The 5664-nt window shown below is 43.3% G+C and carries 3 protein-coding genes and 2 pseudogenes; 4 read left to right on the forward strand and 1 reads right to left on the reverse strand.

Annotated features, from left to right (window positions below; genetic code table 11):
* A pseudogene (locus F452_RS0110320) lies at nucleotides 1–253 on the reverse strand (IS3-like element ISPg5 family transposase); the annotation flags it as partial.
* A 1053-nt stretch (nucleotides 254–1306) separates the two neighbouring features.
* On the opposite strand from F452_RS0110320, the gene F452_RS0110325 reads away from it, so the two are divergent.
* The 4 genes and pseudogenes from F452_RS0110325 to F452_RS0110340 all read left to right on the forward strand — a co-directional run.
* Entirely contained in the window at nucleotides 1307–2815 is a 1509-nt protein-coding gene (locus F452_RS0110325) for an Mfa1 family fimbria major subunit (RefSeq protein ID WP_167319369.1), read from the forward strand.
* A gap of 120 nt (nucleotides 2816–2935) precedes the next feature.
* A complete protein-coding gene (gene mfa2 / locus F452_RS0110330) occupies nucleotides 2936–3892 on the forward strand; it encodes a fimbrial anchor subunit Mfa2 (RefSeq protein WP_018965305.1) in 957 nt (318 codons plus the stop codon).
* A 193-nt stretch (nucleotides 3893–4085) separates the two neighbouring features.
* Nucleotides 4086–5423 carry a FimB/Mfa2 family fimbrial subunit gene (locus tag F452_RS0110335; protein WP_018965306.1) on the forward strand — a complete coding sequence of 446 codons (1338 nt, stop codon included), beginning with the start codon at nucleotides 4086–4088 and terminating at the stop codon, nucleotides 5421–5423.
* 8 nt (nucleotides 5424–5431) lie between these two features.
* Nucleotides 5432–5664: pseudogene (locus F452_RS0110340) on the forward strand (fimbrial assembly protein); the annotation flags it as partial.

Here is a 5664-nt window from a genome sequence, read left to right on the forward strand (position 1 = left end):
TACGTAGTTGCTCCAACTCTTCTTTTTCATTGAGGGTCAGCTCACTCTGGGGGGATTGGGACGCTTTCATTGGGACCGGATGAACTTTATCTTCGAGTCCAAATTTACTAAGCCAAGAGCGAATGAGACCATGACTTAGCCCATATTTCTGCTCAATGGCTGCTTTGCTCTCTGCTCCCGAGAGGTAATCCTCTAGGATGGCAAGGCGTTCAAAGTTGCTTAAATGTTTGCCCATAATGGATACTGGTTGCATCCCGCCCACTGTCAACTTTTTTCAGTACACGTCAACCTGTTAGCCCCTCTCCTTAAACTTTTAAAGGCCGATTGAAGCCCCTCTTTCTGGCTATTCCTTCTGTAATCTAAATGCTCTCTAATTCGACGTATACATTTAAGACGGATGTTGATTTTTGGATTTCTAAGTAGTAAAAAGCAGGAAACAAAAACACCTAATAGACGTTTAACAGAAGAGAAGAGCAATGGCCGAGAAATTGGAGATAAGATGTCTGGAAATAGGAATTTCAGCATACTCTTTCTGTAATGCCCTGTGTTGCGCTTGCATTTGGATAGTACCGGTGGCTAGTTTAAGATGACCTTTGATCTCATCGTGTTCTGAGAGATTTTTCGGGAACGAACCTATGGGTGCTAAGAACCGCGGTATCCGATCCAGCGATTATTTTCTCTCTATGATTTAATAATCAATGGGATGAAATCGGAGTCCCCCGGAAAAAACATTACTGCTGTGTGGCTCAAAACACTATCTGTTTCATTGGTCAATACTGTTATGTCACTATGATATTGTGCTTTTCTTGTTTGTTTTCTCTACGTATAAACACGTAGTGACGAACAAATTATTGTCATAATTAATTTTTAGTATGGAAAATTTGTTTTACTTTGCTATAGGTAAAAGGAGGTGCAGAATTATGCGACTTCTCTTTTTTTGTGTTCTTTACCTTTTTATTCTCTGAATGCAGGCTCTTGTCGAGAATTTGTGGGTAAAGCACTATAGATAAAGTTTGATGGAATATTGTTTTAGACATTATGAGGCCGATACTAGTGCGGTTTCTTATGTCGCTCCCGAGGGGGCGATATATTTTAGTTCTGTAAATTCTGTAAAGGAGGTCGATCTTCTTTGATAGGATACCCTTGCAGTGTGGCTCAGCCTACCGCTTCAGAGCGGATAGATTGTAGATCTTAGATGTGTGAAATATGTAAAGTCGATATCGGATTAATGTTCAGAACTTTTTCTGTCTGGATTCTTTTGTTATTTAGTGTTCTTAATAATAATCATTCTTTAAACAATTAGCTTATGAAGTTAAACAAGATGTTTTTGGTTGGGGCAATGCTCTCGTTGGGCTTTGCTTCATGTAGTAAGGAGGGTAATGGTCCATCACCTGATAACTCTTCTGTTGCAGATACTCACATGTCTGTTTCTATGTCATTGCCTCAGCACAATCGCGCCGGCGACAATGACTACAATCATGTAGGTGAGTACGGAGGTATAGACAAGATCAATGATTTGACAGTCTATGTTGTGGGTGATGGCAAGATTGATGTCAGAAAGCTTTCTGCAGCAGATCTGCAAGTAAATCAGGGAGCCAATACGACGATTGTGACAGCACCTTTCCAGGTAAAAAGTGGAGAAAAGACTGTCTATGCTGTTGTTAATATCACTCCTAAGGTGGAAGAGGCTCTTAATGCCGCGACCAATGCTGCTGACCTCAAGGTGGCATATGAGGCGGCCTATGCAGCATTTTCTGATACCGGCAGTGAGATTGCTACGCTGGTTCTCGGTCCGAATCAGGAAAAAAAGGATCAGATGATTATGTCTGGTAAGCCTGTGGTGCAGACTATTTTGCCTAATGTGAGTGCAGCCAATGCTCCTGCGCAGAACAAGGTTTCTATAGTCGTTAAGCGTGCTGCGATACGTGCGTCAATGACCATTACTCAGCAGCCCGTAGATGGTGCTTATGAAATCAAGGCCCTTCGTCCGGGTAATGTGGAGGTTGTCATCGCTACGGTTTCCGATCTGAAGTGGTCGGTAGCCCAGTACGAAAAGAAGTACTATCTGCAGCAGAAAGATGACGCTCTCTCTCCCGCAGCTTCTTTTGTGCCTGCAAGTACCGATGAGTATAATGGGGCTAATGGCGCCATGAAGCACTATGACTATTCTCAGTTGGCCAATAGAATTGATGTTCACCAGCTGAATGCTCCATATTCTGTGACAGATGTCCCCACTGTGCCTTATAAGTATGTCTCAGAGACCACTCATGCTGACAATGATTACAGAAAAGGTAATACGACTTATATCCTCGTAAAGGGTAAGCTGAAGCCTGTCGCTGCCATGTGGGCTGAAGGAGAGCAAGCTGCATATCAAGAGGGTAATGACCTCTTCTTGGGTCTTGTAACCGGTAAGTTCTATGCAAGTGAAGCCACTGCAAATGCTGCTAACCCCGCTTCTGGCGGTGTGGGTAATCCTCGAGTAGTGACTTACAAAGGAGCAGCAGTTTATTACTATGCCTGGTTGAACCCGAACACGTTGGATCCTACGACCTGGACTATGTCTCCTGCTCGTCGTAACAATATCTACAACGTGAATATCTCTAAGTTCCGCAACATCGGTCTTTCCGGTAATCCATTTGTTCCTACGGATCCTGATCCGAACAACCCGGATACTCCTGATAATCCTGATACTCCGGACCCCGAAGACCCTGACACTCCGAATCCAGAAGAGCCCCTGCCGGTTCAGAAGACATACATGGTTGTGGACGTGACAGTGACACCTTGGACGTTGCATAACTATGATATCGAGTTCTAAGAGGTAGAAGCGATTTGTTTTATCAGGAAGGGGAGGGATTTCTCCTGAAGATTGTCTTTTCGGGAGTATCTCTCTCCCTCTTCTTTTATTTGTTCTAATAACTATTACAATAGTAAGCATATGGATATTCGCAAACTGTTTTTTGCTTTGCCGGTCGTTCTCGCCGTGTTGGGAAGTTTGGCTTCATGTGATAAGATGATTTATGACAATTATGATGATTGTCCCAGAGGAGTTTATGTCAACTTCTATTCCCAAACGGAATGTGCTGAAAGTCCTTCTTATCCGGAGGAGATAGGTCGCTTGAATGTCTATGCTTTCGATCGGAATGATATTCTTCGCAGTGCTAATCTGTTCGAAAATGTCCGTCTGTCCGAAACGAACGAATGGCTTGTACCCTTAAAAGAAAACGGCTTATACACGATTTTGGCCTGGGGGAATATCAGTGATCATTATAATTTAGGCGATATTAAGGTTGGAGAAACAACCAAGCAGGAGATCTTGATGCGCTTGAAACAGGAAGGGAAATGGGCTACCAATATAGATGGGACGACCCTGTGGTATGCGACGAGTCCTGTTGTTGAACTGAAAGACATGGAAGAAGCCGGTGATCAGTACGTGCGTACGAGAGCCAATTTCCGTGAGTATACTAATCGAGTGACGGTGACGATTGACAGTCTTCCTGAACCGGAAGACTATGTAATTAATTTGGCTTCGAGCAATGGTTCCTATCGCTTCGATGGGCGAGTTGCCAAATCAGACTCCACCTACTATCCTGGTGAAACCAAAGTCGTAGGTGATAGTACATGCCGCGCTTTCTTCACAACCTTGAAGTTGGAGAGTGGGCATGAAAACACCCTTTCTGTAATTCATAAGCCGACGGGACGAGAAATGTTCCGCACCGACCTTGTGGGTGTTATCCTTTCGAGCCAGTATGCCCAGAATATTAACTTACGCTGTTTGAACGACTTTGATGTAAGATTAGTGGCACACCATTGTAATTGTCCTGATGCTACTTATGTCATTGTTGAGGTATGGGTTAATGATTGGCTGGTGCATAGCTATGACATAGAACTTTAAAGAGACAACCAAGGGCTGAGAGCTTTTCCTCTGGATCCACATCCACCCCAAGACAACGATTATAAAGGAGGTCTGATCTTTGGTGTCCGAATCTGCTAATTTCAGATTCCGCTACTCAGTTCGAATAAAAAGACAAGAAGGTTCTGAAACAGAGGGGAGAATCTTTCTCTCTTACAACTATAATATCTGGAATATGATGCTAATTAAAATGAGATATATTGCGTTTGCCGCCTTTGTATCCGTCCTTTTCGGATGCAATAAGGGGGTTGAGCCGCAGCCAGATACACAGCCGGATGTCTATTTGGCTGTTACTGCTAGAGCCGCGCATACGAATGGCGAAGAATCCATTAATATGGATATGGAGGATTTTGAAGACCGTGTGCACAGTCTCTCCATGTTAGTGTTTGATTCGGGAACCGGAAATAAGATAGCCGAGCATTTTACCACGACGATCGAAAGTGGAGTGGCTTCTTACGCCTTTACGACAAAATTGACACCCGGACAACGTGATTTCTTCTTTATAGCCAATATGCCGGGTTCTCAAGCAGCAATGAGTGCTATTGCCAACAAGACCGATATGCTCAACTTTATGAATCAAGTTCGCGAATTGGCTGCTACTCATTATTTGGAAGCAACCGATAATAGCGGTTTTCCGATGGCGCGAGAGTACAGGAATCAGACTGTTGCTATAGGAGGTACCCCCTCTAATCCAATGCCATTCAAACCAAATGGAGAAGAAAATGTTAAATTGATCCGTGTTGTTGGTAAGTTGGAGATTAATCTAACAGTAGGTATAGACAACCTTGAGAAGGTAGAGCTTTTCAATGCCAACAGGCATTTCTCTCTGTCGTCTATCCAAACCCCACCTACTCAATACTTTGGTCCGATAGAAATGAGGCGGGTACAAAATGCGAATACATTTTTAGCCTATATGCCTGAGGCAATTGTTGAACCAACGAATTGGTGGGGAAATACCGGAGATATTGAAAACAAGCCTATCAATTTTTTCCGTATTACGACTAAGGGTGGAATAATGTATGATGTGCCTATTATAACACATGACAATGCTATCCCGGGCGGTCAGTATCTGCCTTTTGCCAAGGCTGAGCTGTCACAGAAGCCGGACTACACGATCTATCGGAACCATCACTATAAGTATCAGGTGAAGAATTTGCCGGATAAGATCGAGGTGAAATATTCTATTTCGGACTGGAATGTAGTGACCAACGACACATACATGGGATACGGATATAATGTGGAGGTGGATGATGAAGGCAATATTACTATTACCAATACGATTCCGAATTGTGATCCCCATATTGTTAGACTGAAGGCTCAGAATGGAGCATATTTCGGAACAGATGCTACCCATACTATGGTTGAGTTTTCCCAATTAGCAGACGGAGCCACTCAAACCTTCAAAGTAAATAAGGATGCCGTACCTGTTGGCTCTGCCTATTTGGAGGTTTATTACAACCAAGTTCCGGGGACAGCAGGAGCCGGTCCCGATAAAGTTTTCATCAAGAAATAGATAGACTTATGAAAAAATATTTGCTTTATGCCTTGTTCCTAACGAGCTTCATGTTCGTTTCCTGTTCAAAGAACAACTCGGATGAGCCAGCAGAAGACAAGCGCATTGAAATATCTTTACGAGTGGATGATTTCACTAAATCCGGTGAGGCCTTTCGCACAATCGAGAGAAATCAGGGAAGCGATGCCGAGCGCATCATCAAGAATCTCTATCTTTTTCTTTTCGACAATAATGGAACCAA

Origin of the sequence: Porphyromonas gulae DSM 15663 (genome assembly GCF_000378065.1) — a bacterium.
In the GTDB taxonomy this organism is placed as follows: Bacteria; Bacteroidota; Bacteroidia; order Bacteroidales; family Porphyromonadaceae; genus Porphyromonas; species Porphyromonas gulae.

Excerpts from the sequence above, each read along its gene's own strand:
- mfa2 (WP_018965305.1), top strand. The coding sequence starts at position 2,936 with ATGGATATTCGCAAACTGTTTTTTGCTTTGCCGGTCGTTCTCGCCGTG.
- F452_RS0110335 (WP_018965306.1), top strand. The coding sequence starts at position 4,086 with ATGATGCTAATTAAAATGAGATATATTGCGTTTGCCGCCTTTGTATCC.
- F452_RS0110325 (WP_167319369.1), top strand. The coding sequence starts at position 1,307 with ATGAAGTTAAACAAGATGTTTTTGGTTGGGGCAATGCTCTCGTTGGGC.